This is a genomic window from Polynucleobacter necessarius, from assembly GCF_900095175.1.
Lineage (GTDB): Bacteria > Pseudomonadota > Gammaproteobacteria > Burkholderiales > Burkholderiaceae > Polynucleobacter > Polynucleobacter necessarius_I.
Genome location: NZ_LT606946.1, coordinates 1,866,601 through 1,883,024, shown reverse-complemented (window position 1 = coordinate 1,883,024; position 16,424 = coordinate 1,866,601). Strand labels below are relative to the sequence as shown.

Annotated in this window: 21 protein-coding genes; 9 read left to right on the top strand and 12 right to left on the bottom strand. The window is 46.0% G+C overall.

The genetic code is table 11. The features are described 5' to 3' along the window. Positions 1-227 precede the first annotated feature (227 nt). A complete protein-coding gene (locus DXE44_RS09895) occupies positions 228-740 on the bottom strand; it encodes a transposase (RefSeq protein WP_197712884.1) in 513 nt (170 codons plus the stop codon). 12 nt (positions 741-752) lie between these two features. After that, the gene (locus DXE44_RS09890) at positions 753-2,942 is read right to left on the bottom strand and encodes a penicillin-binding protein 1A (RefSeq protein WP_231970651.1); all 2,190 of its coding nucleotides are present in this window, start codon (positions 2,940-2,942) and stop codon (positions 753-755) included. Between the two features lie 971 nt (positions 2,943-3,913). On the opposite strand from DXE44_RS09890, the gene DXE44_RS10435 reads away from it, so the two are divergent. Genes DXE44_RS10435 through aroB form a run of 5 tightly spaced genes read left to right on the top strand, consistent with a single transcriptional unit; the run spans position 3,914 to position 6,652 of the window. Further along, positions 3,914-4,603 carry a secretin and TonB N-terminal domain-containing protein gene (locus DXE44_RS10435; protein WP_197712883.1) on the top strand — a complete coding sequence of 230 codons (690 nt, stop codon included), beginning with the start codon at positions 3,914-3,916 and terminating at the stop codon, positions 4,601-4,603. Then, positions 4,600-4,920 (top strand): hypothetical protein, encoded by a 321-nt coding sequence (locus tag DXE44_RS10430; protein WP_231970650.1) that lies wholly within the window; start codon positions 4,600-4,602, stop codon positions 4,918-4,920. Before DXE44_RS10435 ends, DXE44_RS10430 begins: the two co-directional genes overlap by 4 nt. Then, positions 4,860-5,024: a hypothetical protein gene (locus DXE44_RS11475; protein WP_197712939.1), complete on the top strand. Its 165-nt coding sequence runs from the start codon at positions 4,860-4,862 to the stop codon at positions 5,022-5,024. The genes DXE44_RS10430 and DXE44_RS11475 overlap by 61 nt, the downstream gene beginning before the upstream one ends. A gap of 12 nt (positions 5,025-5,036) precedes the next feature. Further along, on the top strand, positions 5,037-5,561 hold the full coding sequence (locus DXE44_RS09875) for a shikimate kinase (protein WP_114654250.1): 525 nt from the start codon (positions 5,037-5,039) through the stop codon (positions 5,559-5,561). Positions 5,562-5,569: 8 nt separating this feature from the next. Beyond that, on the top strand, positions 5,570-6,652 hold the full coding sequence (gene aroB / locus DXE44_RS09870) for a 3-dehydroquinate synthase (RefSeq protein WP_114654249.1): 1,083 nt from the start codon (positions 5,570-5,572) through the stop codon (positions 6,650-6,652). Between the two features lie 19 nt (positions 6,653-6,671). Here aroB and cyaY read toward each other — a convergent pair whose 3' ends face one another. Then, a complete protein-coding gene (cyaY, locus tag DXE44_RS09865; RefSeq protein WP_114654435.1) occupies positions 6,672-7,055 on the bottom strand; it encodes an iron donor protein CyaY in 384 nt (127 codons plus the stop codon). Between the two features lie 47 nt (positions 7,056-7,102). Between cyaY and lptM the strand changes: the two genes are divergently transcribed. Together lptM and lysA are read left to right on the top strand one after the other, a co-directional pair. Then, complete coding sequence (lptM, locus tag DXE44_RS11470; protein WP_162785916.1) at positions 7,103-7,294, top strand: LPS translocon maturation chaperone LptM; 192 nt, start codon at positions 7,103-7,105, stop codon at positions 7,292-7,294. After that, positions 7,291-8,589 carry a diaminopimelate decarboxylase gene (gene lysA / locus DXE44_RS09860; RefSeq protein ID WP_114654248.1) on the top strand — a complete coding sequence of 433 codons (1,299 nt, stop codon included), beginning with the start codon at positions 7,291-7,293 and terminating at the stop codon, positions 8,587-8,589. The genes lptM and lysA overlap by 4 nt, the downstream gene beginning before the upstream one ends. A gap of 91 nt (positions 8,590-8,680) precedes the next feature. Here the strand turns inward: lysA and DXE44_RS09855 are convergent, their stop codons facing one another. Next, on the bottom strand, positions 8,681-9,343 hold the full coding sequence (locus DXE44_RS09855) for a c-type cytochrome (RefSeq protein WP_231970685.1): 663 nt from the start codon (positions 9,341-9,343) through the stop codon (positions 8,681-8,683). A gap of 185 nt (positions 9,344-9,528) precedes the next feature. Between DXE44_RS09855 and yihA the strand changes: the two genes are divergently transcribed. Together yihA and hemB are read left to right on the top strand one after the other, a co-directional pair. Then, a complete protein-coding gene (gene yihA / locus DXE44_RS09850; protein WP_114654247.1) occupies positions 9,529-10,194 on the top strand; it encodes a ribosome biogenesis GTP-binding protein YihA/YsxC in 666 nt (221 codons plus the stop codon). Continuing rightward, the gene (hemB, locus tag DXE44_RS09845; RefSeq protein ID WP_114654246.1) at positions 10,178-11,197 is read left to right on the top strand and encodes a porphobilinogen synthase; all 1,020 of its coding nucleotides are present in this window, start codon (positions 10,178-10,180) and stop codon (positions 11,195-11,197) included. The genes yihA and hemB overlap by 17 nt, the downstream gene beginning before the upstream one ends. Before the next feature lie 50 nt (positions 11,198-11,247). Here the strand turns inward: hemB and dsbD are convergent, their stop codons facing one another. The 8 genes from dsbD to rpmJ form a co-directional block, all read right to left on the bottom strand. After that, complete coding sequence (gene dsbD, locus DXE44_RS09840; RefSeq protein ID WP_114654245.1) at positions 11,248-12,915, bottom strand: protein-disulfide reductase DsbD; 1,668 nt, start codon at positions 12,913-12,915, stop codon at positions 11,248-11,250. A gap of 5 nt (positions 12,916-12,920) precedes the next feature. Beyond that, on the bottom strand, positions 12,921-13,253 hold the full coding sequence (gene cutA, locus DXE44_RS09835; protein ID WP_114654244.1) for a divalent-cation tolerance protein CutA: 333 nt from the start codon (positions 13,251-13,253) through the stop codon (positions 12,921-12,923). 68 nt (positions 13,254-13,321) lie between these two features. Further along, positions 13,322-13,714: a 50S ribosomal protein L17 gene (gene rplQ / locus DXE44_RS09830; RefSeq protein WP_015420256.1), complete on the bottom strand. Its 393-nt coding sequence runs from the start codon at positions 13,712-13,714 to the stop codon at positions 13,322-13,324. A gap of 16 nt (positions 13,715-13,730) precedes the next feature. After that, the gene (locus DXE44_RS09825) at positions 13,731-14,711 is read right to left on the bottom strand and encodes a DNA-directed RNA polymerase subunit alpha (protein ID WP_114654243.1); all 981 of its coding nucleotides are present in this window, start codon (positions 14,709-14,711) and stop codon (positions 13,731-13,733) included. Between the two features lie 22 nt (positions 14,712-14,733). Continuing rightward, a complete protein-coding gene (gene rpsD, locus DXE44_RS09820) occupies positions 14,734-15,357 on the bottom strand; it encodes a 30S ribosomal protein S4 (protein ID WP_114654433.1) in 624 nt (207 codons plus the stop codon). 118 nt (positions 15,358-15,475) lie between these two features. After that, positions 15,476-15,883 (bottom strand): 30S ribosomal protein S11, encoded by a 408-nt coding sequence (gene rpsK, locus DXE44_RS09815; RefSeq protein WP_114654242.1) that lies wholly within the window; start codon positions 15,881-15,883, stop codon positions 15,476-15,478. A gap of 18 nt (positions 15,884-15,901) precedes the next feature. Further along, complete coding sequence (rpsM, locus tag DXE44_RS09810) at positions 15,902-16,267, bottom strand: 30S ribosomal protein S13 (RefSeq protein WP_114654241.1); 366 nt, start codon at positions 16,265-16,267, stop codon at positions 15,902-15,904. 24 nt (positions 16,268-16,291) lie between these two features. Beyond that, positions 16,292-16,408 (bottom strand): 50S ribosomal protein L36, encoded by a 117-nt coding sequence (gene rpmJ, locus DXE44_RS09805; protein ID WP_012357167.1) that lies wholly within the window; start codon positions 16,406-16,408, stop codon positions 16,292-16,294. Positions 16,409-16,424 lie beyond the last annotated feature (16 nt).

Below are 16,424 nucleotides of genomic sequence, written 5' to 3'. Positions count from 1 at the left end.
GCGAAATAATAAAATGCCAAAGTCCTTAAGAATTCCTTAAGCCATTGAATTTATTGATATTAATTTCTTTGGGCGTCCACGATGACGGATTAATACTTGATCAGGATTATCTTTAAATAACTTTTTGGCATAAATATCACTTACCCAGGGCTTGGATCTCACTAAGGCCTCCGTGATTTGGCGATCTTCCCAGTGAGGCGCCCCTTCCTTCACAAATTCTGCCCAAGTCATTTGTCGCTCAAAAGGGGTATTACCCAATTTCCAAAAGTGTTGGTGATCAACCAACCAAGGTTCCGCATTCCCACCATGTGGGATGCAAAGCTAGTCCAGGTTGAATCTTGAGGGCTAGATTCAAAACCAGCTCTGACAGGATTGAGCTCAATATAGCGTTGGCAGCGCAGAAAATAATCAGGATCTATCAACGAAGAACGATAGCGCCCCTCCCAAATTGTTCCAGAACGGTGATGCTGTTGATTGAAGTACTGGGCATAACGCCTACCCAGAGATTGCATTGTCTTTGCAAGTGAATCCGGGTTCTGGGGAGTCATCAGGAGATGCACATGATTTGGCATTAAAGCGAATGCATGCACCGCACTACCAAATTGTTTTGCCGCATCTCGTAGCCAATCTAAATAGATACGGCGATCAGCATCATTAAAAAAAAGTGTTTCCCGATTATTGCCGCGAACCATGACATGCATTGCTTGGCCAGGAATGATGGTGCGTGCTTGCCTTGCCATCGCTAAAACGAACTACTGCAGTTCGCCCACACCACCATTATTAGAGAACTCAGGGATAAACCAATCACCATCAACTTGAGTCACGCCTGCCGGTACTTCGCGCCCCTGTAGCGGCTGATCCTTTAATGCGGTACTCATATAAGAGATCCACATAGGCAGAGCAAGACCGCCACCAGTTTCACGGTCGCCCAGGCTTGCAGGCTTATCAAAACCAATCCAAGCAATGGCAACCACCTTCGGGTTATATCCAGCAAACCAAGCATCGTGGGACTCATTAGTTGTACCAGTTTTACCGGCAATATCACTGCGACCTAATTTCGCTCTTGCACTTCCAGCTGTTCCTGTTTTTGTGACCTCTTGCAGCATGCTATCCATGACAAAGGCTGTACGCGCATCCAATACACGAGTTGCATCCTCGTGTGCATGAGTAGGTTTCGCTTCAAACAAAACTGTGCCCTTTGAATCTGTCATCTTACTAATCAAGCATGGGTCTACACGATAGCCACCGTTAGCAAACACACTATAGGCAGATGCCATTTGCAAAGGTGTCACGGAGCCAGCGCCCAACGCCATTGTTAGGTAGGGCGGATGCTTCTCTGCCTCAAACCCAAAGCGCTGAATATATTCTTGTGTATAAGAGGGGCCGATGGCACGAATTAAGCGCACAGAAACCAAGTTTTTTGATTTAGCCAAAGCAGTGCGTAAACGCATCATGCCTTCGTACTTGCCATCATAGTTTTTCGGCTCCCATGCTTGGCTACCTGTTTCCATGCTACCAATTGATAGTGGCCCATCGTTCACCATGGTGCCTGGAGAAAAACCTTTCTCGATTGCGGCAGCATAAATAAATGGCTTAAATGAGGAGCCTGGCTGGCGTTGGGCCTGAGTCACATGATTAAATTGGTTACGACGGAAATCAAACCCCCCTACCAATGAGAGAATCGCACCCGTTTCAGCATTCATAGAAATAAAGGCGGCTTCAACCTGGGGTAATTGCGCCAACTTCCAAATACCACCTTCAGATAGCAATCTAATAATGGCGCCAGGGCGTAAACGTTTTTTTGGTTGAGCGCTATCAGTTAGTGAAGCGGTAGCAAGCTTCATGCTCTCACCCTTTAAGGTGATCATATCCCCAGTAGCAATCATGACCTGCAGTTCTTTTGGCTTGACACCGAGCACTACACCAGACTGCAAATCATCTAACTGGGGATATGCCAACAAAGCCTCATCAATTGCACGCTGACGCTTCACTGGATCTTCCGGCAAATCAATAAAACCTTCAGGCCCACGATAAGCATGGCGCAAATCATATTCAAAAATACCACGGCGCACTGCTCTGTATGCAGCATCTTGATCTGCTTTCAGGATCGTGGTGTATACATCTATTCCTTGGGAATAAATTGCCTCGCCGTATTGCGTAAACAGCAATTGACGCACCATCTCTGAAGCAAAATCGGCGCGAGTGCTAAATTCATTCCCAAGACCCCGAATATGCAACTCTTCTGCCATGGCAACCTGATATTGCTCGGGAGTTATGTATGACAAATCCCGCATACGCTGCAAAATGTATTCCTGACGAATTTTTGCGCGACGGAAATTGCTTACCGGGTTATATGCTGATGGTGCTTTGGGCAAACCTGCCAACATCGCAGATTCAGCAATCGTGATGTCTTTTAATTCTTTGCCAAAATAAATCTGAGCTGCGCTAGAAAATCCATAAGCTCTTTGCCCCAAAAAGATCTGATTCATATAAATCTCCAGAATCTTGTCTTTGCTTAATTGAGACTCAATTTCCCAAGAGAGGAGAACCTCGTAAATCTTACGACTAAAGGTCTTTTCATTGCTAAGAAAGAAATTTCGAGCAACCTGCATCGTGATGGTGGATGCACCCTGAGAAAGATTGCCGCGTAAATTGGTGAGGGCAGCCCTTAAGATACCTACATAATCTACGCCACCATGAGAATAGAAGCGATCATCCTCAATGGCCAAAACTGCATTACGCATGGTCATCGGGATTTCGCTCAAAGGAATTACCTTTCGGCGCTCTTCTCCAAACTCACCTATTAAGACTTTGTCAGCCGTATAGATACGTAATGGCGTTTTGGGGTTGTAGTCGACCAATGCCGAGATCTTTGGCAAATTCGGCTTCGCAATTAAGAAGGTGTATCCCAGAAGCAATGTGACCACCACCGCAAAGACCATGCTGATAATTAGCAGCGCCTTAATCAGGGGATTGCTCCCAGATTTTCTGTGCGAGAGATGCTCCGCTCTTGGCTGACCAGGACGTCTATCAGGCTGTCGGTTAAACCGCCTATTTAAGGGCGGCTTGTCTTTTGGGGTTAGAGCCATAGAGTCAAATTATAGGGTGCTTAAGCATTTTTTCCGAAAGCTCCAAAACCCTTGTTTGAAATATTGTGAGGAGGATTTTCTGACAAGTAATTCCGCTTCCCCTGATCGTTTTTAATATCCCCGGAGCGAACAATATGGCATGCCTCCACGCCACATCTCCCCCCAATCTTTTGACGACATTCTGAGTGAACTGGGAGACGACCCTGCTATTCCAGACCCTCATGGAATTCGCAAATTAGCCTCTCCCTCCAGGGTTGATCCGACACCCCAAGCCAAAGTTCCGAAGCCCGCATTTTCAGCCAAATCTTTTGAAGTGAGGAACCTTACTTTCAACTCACTTTGGCTATTTGGCGGCATCCTATTGCTCTGTGGAGGAGGCCTCTTTTTATATTTTGACAACAATAAATCTGGGGATGAACTCGAAATAAGCGCCCTACAAAACTAACTATTAGCACTCAAAGAGAATTTGAATTCTCACAAACTGAATGGGCATCTGAGAAAGAGGATCTATATCAGGCAATAGAAGAAATAGAAGTAAGTGTTCACTCAATTGAGATAAAACCACCAACTCAGAGCACTCAAAGTAAAACCTCAGTAATCCCGTATGAGGCGGATCTTCGTCGTTGGCGATATTTGGGCATCACCCGCATGGGGGCTACGGAACAAGTCTTTTTCCATACCGGCAATTCCACAAAAATGGTGGTCAAGGGGGATCAGGCACTAGGGAAATGGCGCCTAACTCAAGCTGAAAAAGAGCTAGCTGTTTTGACTCACCCAAAAGGGAAATCCATCACTTTTAAGTCAACCCAATCAGAGTGACTCCATTGAAAATCTTACTAAATACCCCCGCCCACTTTCTCCTCCTCATTCTGGCTTTTTGCTTCAATCCAGCCCTCGGAAACTACCCTGAAGCAAACTCCTCGGGCAGCCGCAAAGAGAGTCGCATTAGCCTGCAATTTAGCCAAATTGAAATGACTGAGCTTTTGCAGGTTTTAGCCAAAATGGGGGATACCAACTTCCTTCTCAGCGAATCCATTCAGGGCAAGATCTCAGTCGACCTTAAGGACGCTTCCTGGCAAACCGCCCTACATTCGATTCTTGCTAGCCGGGGCCTTCGACTTGTCCGAAATGGCGATATTTACTGGATTGGCCCTCATGCAGAAATTCAGAGTTTCCAAAAGTTTCGGCGGGAGGATGCTGCCCTGCCTTTTGGGGGTGATCACATCAATAGCCCTCGCCAGATTCTGATAGAGGCGCGCATTGTCGAAGCTGACCAGCGCTTTGCCCATGAACTAGGTATTAAGCTGGGATATCAAGCCAATGGCATCGGCAACCACGCAGACCAAAACGCCAACGCCAATCTCGATCTAGGAGGGACTGGCTTAGCTGGCTTTAATCCAGCTACCTTGGCGCCACCCTGGTTTCTAAGAATGCAGCCCGCCTTCTACAAATGGAGCTCTCAGCCCTGGAATCCGATGGTCAAGGCAAGATTCCGTCTAACCCACGCATCATGACTGCTGATCAAGTTAAAGCCACAATTGAGCAGGGAACCGAACTACCTTACCAAGTCAGCTCTCAAAGCGGCAGCAAATTGCAGTTTCGTAAGGCTAACTTACGCCTAGAGGTCTTGCCGAAAATTCATCCGGACGGAAAAATCTCCATGCTGGTAGGCATTAATAAAGACACTATTGGCATGAAAACCGAGCAGGGCTATGCCATTGATACTAAAAACTCAGCCCTGAAGTCACCGTTGAAAATGGGGGCACAGCCATCATTGGAGGCATTTTTCAAACTACCGAACGTGATGATGAGATCAAGGTTCCACTTTTAGGGGGTATTCCTTTGATTGGGTATTTATTTCGCCACAAATCCAAATTGGCAGATAAAACTGAACTATTAGTCTTCTTAACCCCCACTGTGCTGGACAAACACTAATAAAATCGAAGGGTGAACTCTTCATCAAACAACATCTTCCTAATTGGCCTTATGGGCGCCGGGAAGTCGACCGTCGGCAAATTGCTAGCCAAGAAATTGGGTCGCCGCTTTTTAGATGCTGACCATGTGATTGAAGATCGTTGTGGAGTCAAAATTCCCGTCATTTTTGAAATGGAAGGTGAAGATGGGTTTCGCAAACGCGAGGCTCAGGCCATCAAAGACATTACAGCCGAACATGATGTCATCTTGGCAACCGGTGGTGGCGCCGTACTCCTGCCTGAGAATCGTCAATTCCTCAGCGAAAGAGGAACAGTAATTTATCTGCACGCCAATCCGATGGAGTTATGGCATCGGACTAAAGGTGGCGAAGGTAGGCCGCTACTAAAAAATGGTGATGCAAAAAAGATTTTAGAAAACCTATACGCCTTTCGTGATCCTTTGTATCGCGAAATCGCTGACTATGTCATTGAAACTGGGAAGCCCAGCGTCAATCAACTGGTCAACACTCTTATCATGCAACTTGAACTCTCCGCATAAATTTATTCATGAAAATATTAGAAGTTGATCTAGGCAATCGTAGCTACCCTATTCATATCGGTACAGATTTAATAGGTCAGCCAGAATTATTTGGCGCCTGTGAAAAATCGACATCGATTTATATCGTTAGCAATACGACTGTTGCCCCTTTATATGCAGAGCGCCTCACCAAGACTTTAGAGAAATTCGGCAAGCCGGTCAGAACCATTGTCTTACCAAATGGAGAGTCTTATAAGGACTGGAAAAATCTTCAGTTAATTTTTGATGACCTCCTCAAGTTTGGCGCTGATCGTCAAACCATGTTGGTTGCTTTAGGTGGTGGCGTCATTGGCGATATGACTGGCTTTGCTGCTGCTAGCTTTATGCGCGGTATCCGCTTCATTCAAGTGCCAACAACCTTACTAGCTCAGGTGGACTCCTCTGTTGGCGGGAAGACAGGCATTAACCATCCGCTTGGGAAAAATATGATTGGGGCGTTTCATCAGCCTGCAGCAGTCATTGCCGACCTCAATACATTGAAGACATTACCTGCACGCGAGCTCTCTGCGGGCCTCGCTGAAGTGGTCAAGCATGGCGCTATTGCGGATGCGGAGTTCTTAAGCTGGATTGAAGCAAATGTAAAAGCTTTATTGGCATGCGATACCAATGCAATGGTGCATGCAGTGTTACGCTCTTGTGAAATTAAATCAGCGGTTGTTTCAGCGGATGAAAGGGAAGGCGGTATTCGCGCTACTCTCAATTTTGGACACACCTTTGGTCATGCGATTGAGGCCGGTATGGGTTACGGCGAGTGGTTGCATGGTGAGGCCGTTGGCTGTGGCATGGTCATGGGAGCAGACCTCTCACGTCGCCTGAACTTCATCACTCAAGAGGAGGTCAATCGTCTCACTCGCATTATTCAATCTATGAACCTACCGATTGCGCCGCCCAAGTTTGGTGCTCAGCGTTATATGGAATTGATGCAAGTAGATAAAAAGACTGAGGGCGGTCAGATTCGGTACGTTGTTTTAGAAAAGATTGGCAAAGCTCAAATTAAAAGCGTTCCCGATGCTCAGGTCATCGAGACACTCACAGCAACTGGGGCAGTTTAATTTCCTGGGATATTGCTGCTTATTTTTGGAGTAGGCCAATAGTGATCGCCTGCCCAGCTTGAGCGCTAGCAAACTCTGATAAGTCACTCAATAGCTCGCGCCCAGTTTTGGTATCCAACCACTGCGGTGAAGCCAAAGTACCAGCCCAGCGATAGTGATAACCACCAGATTTAGCCGCCACCCAGATCTCGTGCAAAGGAGGTTGGGTATTGACCACAATGACACTGCGATTCCTAAATCGAATATTGATGACGTTGCCACCCTGACGCTCTACATCAAGGTCTAAATCCAACGCATCGTCTGCAGCCTCCAAAGCCACTTCTATTGACTGCAATAAATTACTACCCAGCTGATGGAATTGCTTGTCATCAATGGTTTCAACCGTTAAATCGCTTGGCTTCATATTAGAGTCCTGCATGCTATATTCAATCATTCGTTTTAGAGACATTCATGATAGCGATTCTTAAAAGAACTCTGGGCATTAGCCTTCTAATATCCCTTGTTGGGTGTGGGGTAAGAGGGCCTTTATATTTGCCAAATGTGCCACCGACGCCTAGCCCTCCTTCCGAGCCAGAACCCAAAGGCAAGCTCTATCCACCCCAAAGCCCTGCTGCTACCAACCCAATATCGACCAAGCAATGACAAGTAAAGCGATTCCACTCCCCAACTTAGCTGGATTTACAGAACGAAATGGCACTTGGTATGCGGAAGAAATTCCTTTGTCAGATTTGGCAAAAGAGTTTGGCACACCCTTGTATATCTATAGCAAGAAGGCTTTAACCGAAGCGTATCAAGCCTATGACAAAGCGTGTGTAGATTCCTCTGGCAAAAGACGTGCCCGCGTCCACTATGCAATGAAAGCTAATAGCAATCTTGCAGTAATAGATTGCTTTAAAAAATTAGGCTCTGGATTTGACCTAGTTAGTGGCGGTGAGTTAGCTCGCGCCCTTGCAGTGGGTGCAGATCCAAAGAGTTTGGTATTTGCAGGTGTTGGCAAATCTGCAAATGAAATCGCCCAAGCCTTGCAAGCAGGCGTTAAATGCATCAATGTGGAATCGATTGCGGAGCTCCACCAAATTAATCGTGTTGCCACTAAGCTGAATTGCCGTGCCCCAATTTCTTTACGCGTGAATCCCGATGTGGATGCTCAAACCCATCCTTATATTTCTACTGGATTAAAAGGAAATAAATTTGGTATTGCCTATCACGAGGTTTTAAAAACCTATCGTGAAGCTGCACTGCTTTCACAAATTGATGTGGTTGGCATTGATTGTCATATTGGCTCACAAATCACCACAACCGCACCCTACCTTGATGCGCTTGATAAGGTTCTCGAGTTAGTGGCCCAATTGAAAAAAGAAGGTATTGAGATTCATCATCTTGATTTAGGTGGAGGCCTTGGTATTTCGTATGGGGAAGACAACCCACCTGACATTACCGAGTTCACCAACACCCTACTTAACCGTGTTGCTGAACGTGGCTTTGCGCATCTAGATGTAGTCTTAGAACCTGGCAGATCCTTGGTGGGCAATGCTGGCGTGCTCTTAACTCAAGTGGAATACCTCAAGCCCGGGGCCGAGAAAAACTTTTGTATTGTGGACGCAGCAATGACAGAGTTAATGCGCCCTGCTCTCTACGAGGCTTATCACGGCATTGTTCCAGTGCAAACTAAACAAGTTGCAAGCTCCACCTATGACATCGTTGGACCTGTATGTGAATCTGGTGACTGGCTTGGAAGAGATTGTGAACTTGCCGTTGAAGAAGGTGATCTATTGGCTATTCTGTCAGCAGGCGCATATGGATTTGTCATGGCATCAAATTACAACACCAGACCTAAGCCTGCAGAAATTATGGTTGATGGAAAAAATGCATACCTTATTCGTGTGCGTGAAAATGTTGCCGATCTTTTTGCTAGTGAAATTACTTTGCCAAACTAAATTTCATTAATAATTCATTGAGCCTGGTAAATTTCTAGGCAATAAAAAACCCCGCTGCAATCGCGGGGTTTTGTTTTTACTGAATGGGCAATTAATGCAAGCCCGCCATGTAATCAGCAACAGCCTTCATTTCTTGATCAGAAAGCTTAGTAGCAATCGTAGTCATCTGCGAACTATTCTTGCGAGTACCTTCGCGGAACGCTAACAACTGAGCTGCGTTGTACTCAGCCCATTGGCCACCCATACGTGGATACTGCGCAGGAATACCGGCGCCAGTTGGGCTATGGCATGCTGCACATGCTGGAACACCCTTAGCGGCGATACCACCACGATAGATGCTTTGGCCCAATTCAATTGTGTCTTTATTTTGAGCAACACCCTGTGACACTGGCTGTTTAGCCAAATAAGCAGAAATATTGTTCATATCTTGCTCAGTCAAGGTGGCAGCCATTCCCATCATGACTGGATTGGCACGTGTGCCATCCTTAAAGTTCTTTAACTGCTTGGTAGTGTAGGCAGCATGCTGAGCAGACAATTTAGGCCAAGTTGCTGTTGCACTCTGACCTTTAGGGCCATGGCAAGTCAAGCAGGCTGTCACCCCACGGCTAGCATCGCCGTTAGAGTAAAGCGCTTCGCCAGCTGCTGGATCGACTTTTGGCTTACCTGGAACTACCGGCTTAGCAGCAGCTTCGGCCATTGGGGCGGCCGCAGTGGCAGCATCTGCAGCACTAACTACGCCGGAGAAGCTGGTCATTGCCAGAACTAAGCCAGCGGCTAGGCTAGCGCTGACGCTAGTTAATTTGGAGATTTGAGAGGTTTGACGCATTATGTTTACCTTGGCAAAAATTCCTAAAAGTGTTTGGGCCCTACTTTTACAACCTTTACCCAACACCATGAGATATTTCATGATTTTGCGTGATTTTACAATAGCTTCTGGACATGTCTAAACTCTTTCAAGCCCGATTCGCGACCACAGTCAATGACATCCATTGCCTGCCTGCCACTCCACTCCGGGAGGTGGCCTTTGCTGGGCGCTCAAATGCGGGTAAATCGAGTGCAATTAATGTACTTTGCAACCAAAAACGGCTTGCTTTTGCCAGTAAAACGCCGGGACGTACGCAGCACATTAACTATTTTGGCCTTTTTGCTAAGGACGACCTATTAGCCTATTTGGTGGATTTACCGGGATACGGCTATGCAGCCGTTAATCACGAGACCAAATACCACTGGAATAGCCTTCTAAGCGATTATTTGCAGGAGCGGGAGCAACTGGTCGGGATGATTCTCATCGTGGACTCCAGACGCGGAATCACCGATCTGGACGAACAAATGATTCAATGGTTTGTCCCAGCTGGCAAACCAATCCATATTTTGCTTAGTAAATGCGACAAGCTCAATAAAAGTGAATGCAAGCATGCCTTAGAGGCCGTGCGCAAACAGTTGCAGCAATATGATCCAGCGCTGCCTGATGGCAATGGTGAATCCAAACAACTTACGGCACAATTATTCTCAAGCACCAAGCGAATTGGCCTTGAAGAGGCCGACAATACAGTTATTAAATGGTTATTTGAAGCAGAGACTCAAGAAGATGAAATCACAAGCTAACTCTTTATTGAACTTTCCAAATCATCGCCCTCGCCGTATGCGACGTGATGATTGGTCCCGCCGCCTGATGCAAGAGAACCATCTCCAGGCAAGTGATTTGATTTATCCCGTCTTCTTGCTTGAGGGTAGCAATCAGTCTCAAGCCGTTAGCTCCATGCCGGGAGTTAATCGCGTATCTCTCGATTTACTTTATAGCGTTGCCGAAGAATGCGTTTCATTGGGCATTCCTGTGATGGCTCTCTTTCCAGTAATTGATGCATCTCTAAAAACACCTGATGGCAAAGAAGCTTTTAATCCCAATGGTTTAATTCCGACTGCAGTGCGTGAACTCAAGAAACGCTTTCCTAATTTGGGAATCATGACTGATGTCGCACTTGACCCTTACACAAGTCATGGTCAAGATGGCGTCTTAGATGAGCAAGGTCGCATTCTGAATGATGAGACTACGGCAATCTTGGTACAACAAGCGATTACTCAAGCCCAAGCTGGTGTCGATATCGTTGCTCCCTCAGACATGATGGATGGTCGCATCGGAAAAATTCGTGAAGCACTAGAGCAAAATAAACTCATTCACACCCGCATCATGACTTACTCAGCAAAATATGCTTCGGCTTTTTATGGCCCATTTCGTGATGCAGTAGGTTCAGCAAAAAATTTAGGTAAAGCCGATAAAAAAACCTATCAAATGGATTGCGCCAACACTAATGAGGCTTTGCGGGAGGTTGCACTCGATATCAACGAAGGCGCTGATATGGTGATGGTCAAGCCTGGCATGCCTTACCTAGATATCGTACGTAGAGTTCGTGATGAATTTAATTACCCCACTTACGCCTATCAAGTAAGCGGCGAGTACGCCATGCTCAAAGCCGCTGCGCAAAATGGTTGGCTTGATCATGATGCCGTAATGATGGAGTCCTTGCTCGCATTTAAACGTGCTGGCGCAGATGGCATCTTGACTTACTTCGCACTCGAGGCTGCGCGTTTTCTCAAAGCAAGTAAATAAACTTGATGATGAAGACTGAATAAGTAAAAACTTATTCAGTTTCAATTAATTTAATTGGCCAGTACTTTTTTCAAACGCTCAGCAAAACGTTGTGGCGGCATATAGCCAATTACACGCTGATCTTTTAACTCTACTGAGTTGAGATCAAAGATCAAAATTCCAGGCGGTCCGAATAATCCAAAACGCTTTAGTAATTCCTGATTCTCAGGACTGTTCTTTGTCAGATCAGCTTGTAGTAAAACAAATTTCTGCAGCTCTTGATTCACTTCAGAATTAGCAAAGGTATTGACCTCCATCTCTTTGCAGGAGATGCACCAGTCCGCATAAAAATCTAGAAGCACTAATTTCTTCTGCTCTTTTGCTTGGGCCAAGAATTGATCTAACTGGACACTAGATTGAATTACATCAAAACTCGCATTTCCAATTTGGTGTTGGCGTTGGCCATTAGCCATCATCTTGCCACCCGCTTCGTTGCTACTTTGTAACAAAGGTGAAGCAATCCAGACTGCAGTTGCCACCAATAAAACGCCGAGCGTTCTTTGCAACCAAACCATCCAAATACCAGTTGAAGGAATGAGAATGCGTGCCTCAATAGCAATAAAGAAGAGTGGCAAGCCCATACCCAAAGCCATCACAAACAGTAACCCGGCCCCCAAACTCATCGATCCTGTTTGGGCAATGAAAGCAAGCACTCCAGCCAAAGGGGCAGTAATGCAAGGACTGGCAACTAATGTCGAAATTCCACCCAAAGCAAAGGCACCAAAAAAGCTCCCGCCTTTATGGCGTCCTGCTAATTGGTCGACTTTTTCCTGCCAAGATTGGGGCATTCTGAGCTCATATAGGCCAAATAAGCTACCTGACAGTGCTAACAGTAGCAATGCAAACCCAATCAGCGCTATAGGGCTCTGCAGGGCTCTTTGTACGCTACCGCCCAGCGCTGCCATCAATACTCCAGCCAAAGCGTATACACAGGCCATACCAAGCACATAAGCCCCAGCCAAGAGGCTTGCCCGCCCCTTGCTGATGGCTTTCTTTCCCTGCGTTCCAAACACCACACTCGACAGGATTGGTAGCATTGGAAGCACACATGGGGTAAACGCCAAAGCCAGCCCCAGGATGAAGAAAGCCAAAAATAAATAGCCTGTTGGCGTACTTTCTAAGAATTGGCTAATGGCATTGACGTCATCTCGCTCGCGCCATACACCCATCAAGCTAAATTCTTTTTTGGAGGAATTACTTGCCCCATCCAGTACCTCCGGTATCGGTCCAGCCTTTACACCAGGGCCTGCAAGCAAAAATTTGAGCGTCATGGGTGGATAACAAATACCCGCTTCAGCACACCCCTGTAATTCGAGCTCTAGGTAAAGCGGCTTCCCTATTTCTGCTTTTTTGTCCAATGTCAGAAGAAATGCCTGCTTATAAACCTGCATTTTCTTTTGAAAAGTCTCGTCATACTTTTCAATACCAGCAGGCAGCGTTGCCTTTACAAGCCCTAATTTATTGGCCTCGGAGCCCATCTTGAAATGCAGGGATTCTTGATAGATGTAATAACCCTTGGCTGGAAAAATTTCCAACTCAATGTCATTCGTATTGACTGCCCACGTTGCCTCAGCTTGAAATGCTTTCTCAGGAGGAAGAAATTCTGGGGCTGCAAATGCATTGCCCACAAAGAATAGGAATGCAGCTAACGCCGGAATGAATTTACTAATCAATCTCATGAATGTCACTTTACCTTGGACTCTACCCACTTGCCATATTCTGCTTCGTATTTCTCAGGGACATAGGCAATCACCTCTGGCAAATCATAAGGATGATGACTTTTGATGAAATTAGAAATATCGACCCACTTATCTGCAACTGTTTTTGCTGACAATAGAACTTCACTTGCTTCGCAAATCTTGCCCTCCCATCGATATATGGAATGCACACCCTCCTGAATTTGTACGCAAGCAGCTAGACAACCTTCAATCAACAGGTGCGCCATTTTCTTTGCATCCTCTAGCGATGCAAAAGTGGTGACAACAATCAGCAATTCAGTAGGTTTATCTAGGGTCATCTTGTATTTATAACCGTACAAATGAAAAAAGCCAGACCGAAGCCTGGCTTTTAATCTCGCTAAAGGGCTTAAGCCTCTTCAGCTACTGCTGTTTCTTCAACTTCAGGGCGATCAACTAACTCAACCAAAGCCATAGGTGCATTGTCACCATGACGGAAGCCAAACTTCAAAATACGAAGATAGCCACCTGGACGAGTTGCGTAGCGTGGGCCGAGCTCTGTGAAGAGTTTGGTCACGATATCGCGATCGCGTGTGCGATTGAATGCTAAGCGACGGTTTGCTAAGTTATCTTTTTTACCCAAGGTAATCAAAGGTTCAACAACCATGCGCAATTCTTTAGCTTTTGGCAAAGTCGTTTTAATGACTTCGTGTTCCAAGAGTGAATTGGACATATTGCGCAGCATCGCCAAGCGATGTGATGATGTTCTGTTTAGTTTGCGTAAGCCGTTTCCGTGACGCATGATGCTTCCTTTCTAATTATTTCTCGAGGTTAGCTGGAGGCCAGCTTTCGAGTTTCATGCCAAGACTTAAGCCATGAGCCGCCAATACATCTTTGATTTCATTCAAAGACTTACGACCTAGATTAGGCGTCTTCAACAATTCATTCTCTGTGCGTTGAATCAAGTCACCGATGTAGTAAATGTTCTCAGCCTTCAAGCAGTTTGCAGAGCGCACTGTGAGTTCGAGATCATCAACCGGACGCATCAACATTGGATCAACCATTGAAGAGCGGCTTGGCGCGAGATCACCAGAAACTTCGCTGCTTTCGAGGGCTGCGAATACAACTAACTGATCAACCAAAATAGTAGCGGCTTGACGAATTGCCTCTTCAGGAGACAACACACCGTTGGTTTCAATTGTAATGACGAGACGATCGAGGTCGGTACGTTGCTCAACACGAGCAGACTCAACAGCATAGCTAACACGGCTTACCGGGCTAAATGAGGCATCCAATACGATGCGACCAATGATCTTGGTAACTTCGTCATGGTATTGACGCATATTGCCTGGTACATAACCACGGCCTTTTTCAACCTTGATCTGCATATCCAACTTACCACCAGCTGATAAGTGAGCGATAACGTGATCAGGGTTAATGATTTCTACATCATGTGGCAAGTCGATATCTTTTGCAGTAATAACGCCTGGACCTTTTTTACGCAAATTGATAGTAACTTCGTCACGTGACTGCAACTTAAATACGATACCCTTGAGGTTCAACAAGAGGTTTACTACGTCCTCTTGAACGCCATCTAATGTGGAGTACTCATGAACCACACCTGCAATTGCTACTTCAGTTGGTGCATAACCAACCATCGAGGACAACAAAACACGACGTAATGCATTTCCGAGTGTGTGGCCATAGCCACGCTCGAACGGCTCCATAACAACCTTAGCTTGGTTGGCGGTAAGCGCTTCAACAGAAATAATTTTTGGCTTGAGCAAATTTGTTTGCATATTTTTTCCTTGAGAGTGCTAATTAGCGTGAATACAATTCGACGATCAAACTTTCATTAATTTCGCCGCTAATGTCTTCACGGTCAGGCACTTGCTTAAATGTTCCCTCGAGCTTGGCTGCGTCAACTGAAACCCAAGTAACAGCTGCCATTTGTCCAACCAAATTGAGTGATTCTGTAATACGCGCTTGCTTCTTCGCTTTTTCACGAATAGCCACTACATCACCAGGCTTAACCTGAATTGATGGAATGTTTACTGGGCTGCCATTGAGCAAAATTGCACAGTGAGAAACCAACTGACGCGCTTCAGCACGAGTAGAGCCAAAGCCCATGCGATACACCACGTTGTCTAAACGTGACTCTAGCAACTGGAGCAATGTTTCACCAGTGTTGCCCTTACGACGCTCAGCTTCTGCGAAGTAACGACGGAATTGACGCTCTAATACGCCATAGATACGCTTAACCTTTTGCTTTTCACGCAATTGATTACCGTAATCAGATGTTCTTGAGCCAGATGTACGGCCATGTTGACCAGGCTTAGTATCTAACTTGCACTTGTCTGACAGGGCGCGACGTGCGCTCTTTAAAAATAAGTCGGTATCTTCCCGACGTGCTAATTTGGCCTTAGGCCCTAAGTAACGTGCCACGATGCTTTCCTTTCTTTGCCGCAGTCTTACGACTGACGGTGAGTTCACCCTTTAATTCAGATGAACGGTGGGCTTTAATAAAAAACTACTAAAACTGTTGTACTGCCAACATCCAAGCTTAGATACGACGACGCTTAGGAGGACGGCAACCATTGTGTGGAACTGGAGTTACGTCTTGAATCTCAGTGATCTTGATGCCCAATGAGTTCAATGCACGCACTGCTGATTCACGACCTGGGCCTGGGCCTTTGATCTGAACTTCCAAATTCTTGATACCGCATTCAATGGCTGTCTTACCAGCAACTTCAGCGGCTGCCTGAGCAGCAAAAGGTGTTGATTTACGTGAGCCCTTGAAACCCTGGCCACCAGATGTTGCCCATGAAAGCGCATTACCTTGGCGATCAGTGATCGTAATAATGGTGTTATTAAAAGAAGCGTGAACGTGTGCAATACCGTCAGCAACGTTCTTTTTAACCTTCTTATGTGCGCGCTGTGAAGCTGCAGAAGCGGATTGTTGTTTTGCCATGTCAATAAACTTTCTTGATTATTTCTTGAGTTGCACGCCAGACTTACGCGGGCCCTTGCGGGTACGCGCGTTAGTCTTAGTACGTTGACCACGTACAGGCAAGCCCTTACGATGGCGAACGCCACGATAGCAACCTAAGTCCATCAAACGCTTGATGCTCATCGTTACTTCACGACGAAGGCCACCTTCAGTGATGAACTTACCTACTTCATCACGCAACCTTTCCAAGTCACCGTCAGTAAGATCTTTAACTTTTTTGTCGATTGCAACACCTGTGGTTTCACAAATTTTGCGAGCACGTGTTGTGCCGATGCCAAAAATTGCTGTTAAACCGATAACAGTATGTTGATGATTTGGGATATTTACCCCAGCGATACGTGCCATGAGATTTCCTCTTAATTAACCAGATCAGCCTTGACGCTGCTTATGACGTGCGTCTGAAGAACAGATCACGCGCACAACGCGTTTGCGCTTAATGATCTTGCAATTTCTGCAAATACACTTAACGGATGCCAAAACTTTCATAACTCACCTCTAAAAA